This window comes from Brevundimonas sp. CURTG3B2_SDJG, from assembly GCF_057364705.1.
Window position 1 is genome coordinate 1 of record NZ_JBNFOJ010000420.1, and the last position, 1,926, is coordinate 1,926.

1 protein-coding gene and 1 pseudogene are annotated in these 1,926 nt (G+C 72.4%); one reads left to right on the forward strand and one right to left on the reverse strand.

Translation table 11 applies throughout. The features are described from left to right. Nucleotides 1-271, reverse strand: a pseudogene (locus AC2W7C_RS17325) (hypothetical protein); the annotation flags it as partial. Between the two features lie 115 nt (nt 272-386). Here AC2W7C_RS17325 and AC2W7C_RS17330 point away from each other — a divergent pair. Next, nucleotides 387-1,817, forward strand: a complete 1,431-nt coding sequence (locus AC2W7C_RS17330) for a DUF4139 domain-containing protein (RefSeq protein ID WP_486002480.1) — start codon at nt 387-389, stop codon at nt 1,815-1,817. Nucleotides 1,818-1,926: the final 109 nt, after the last annotated feature.

Below are 1,926 nucleotides of genomic sequence, written 5' to 3' on the forward strand. Positions count from 1 at the left end.
GGGCGCGGGCGGCGAGGGGACCGGCGCCAGCAGGGGCATGACGCAGGCGGCGCATTTGGCGGGGTGAGCCTTCTGGCCCGGCCCGTCCGACCTGGCCCCCGACCTGGATCGTCAGCGGCCCTTCGGCCGAGCACAGCACCAGGGTCTCTCCCGGGCGGGCGGCGGCCATGGCTCCGAACGGCAGGAGCGCGCCCAGCACGACGGCGAACGTCGCGGCCAGGAAGGCCAGCGAACGCCAGGTCGACCAGTGCTCAGCCTGCGAACGGGTCACGGACGCCCCATACGCGCCCCCGAGCGCGCCGCAAAGCGTGACGTCCTGTCACGTTTCGTCGCTCGACAGGCCTGGGCGCCCGTGAGAGCGTCGAGGCTCAACCGGGAGCATCCGCATGATCGATCGTCTGGCTCTGTTGGCGGGGACCGCCCTGGCGGTGCTCACGACCTCTCCCGCGCTCGCCCAGGCGGCGCAGGACGGAAGCGGCGGCCCCGCGTCGGTGTCGCTGACCGTCTACAACCAGAACATCGCCCTGGTGGAGGACACGCGTTCGCTGGACCTGCCGAACGGGCGGTCGCGACGGGAGTTTCCGGGGGTGTCGGCCAGCATCCGGCCCGAGACGGTGGGCCTGAGCGGGCGCGGCCTGTCGGTCGTCGAGCAGAATTTCGACTACGACCTGCTGACGCCGGACAAGCTGATGCAGGCGGCGGTCGGGGACGAGATCGGCATCGTGCGGACCAATCCGGGGACCGGCGCGCAGCAGACGGATCGCGCGCGCGTCCTGGCCGCCAACGAGGGCGTGGTGCTGGAGGTCGATGGCCACATCGAGGTGTTGCGCGACGACGGGGTGCCCACGCGGGTCATCTTCGACGAGGTGCCGGCCAACCTGCGCCCGCGTCCGACGTTGAGCGTGACCCTGGACGCTGAAGGGGCCGGACGGCGCGACGTCGTGCTGAGCTATCTGACGACCGGCCTGCAGTGGAAGGCTGACTACGTGGCCCGCTTCGACGAGGCCGCCGGGCGGCTGGATCTGACCGGCTGGGTCACCCTGACCAACCAGTCGGGGGCCAGCTTCACCAACGCCGAGACCCGGGTGGTCGCCGGCGACGTGTCGCTGATCGCGCCGAACGATCCCTACGGCGGCTACCGGCCCCAGCCGCCGCGAGCGGGCGTGCGCGGAAATGGGACCGAGCAAGGCGGGGCCCAGGGCCTGGCCGACGTCTACGTCTATCCGCTGCCCGAGCCGGTGACGGTGGCCAACAACCAGACCAAGCAGGTCGGCCTGCTGGCCGCCAGTGGCGTGCCGGCGACCAAGCGCTACCTCTATCAGGCCCACGGCTTCCGCACCGAGGAGGAGCCGGCCGCCGCCGAGGTCGCCGTGGTCTTCTCCAATAGCCGCGCCTCCGGCGTGGGGACCCAGCTGCCGGCCGGGGTCGCGCGGGTCTACGTCAACGACGCCTCCGGCGAACCCCGCTTCATCGGCGAGGACCAGGTGCCCCACACCCCGGCGGGATCGGACATCGTGCTGACGACCGGCGAGGCCTTCGACGTCACCGTCCAGCCGCGCATCGTCACCGAAGAGGCGGCCCCCCGGCCCCAGAACTATCGCTGGCGGACGCGCTACGTGGTCGAATACACCGTCCGCAACGCCCGTGCCGCGCCGGTCACCGTCGAGGTGCGCCAGCAGGGCCTGGGCCGCGACACCGAACTGTCGAACCAGTCGATCGAGGGCGAGCTCCGCGATTCCCGCACCATCGTCTGGCGGGTGCCCGTTCCCGCCAACGGCGAAACCAAGCTGACCGCCACCGTCGTCACCGGCGGCTGACGCCATGCGTCGCCCGCCCATGGCCCTTGCGCCGCCGCCCGCCGTCACGGCCCTAGCCGCGTTCCTGGCCGCGTCCCTGGTCGTCCTGGCGGCTCCGGGCGCGGCCTGG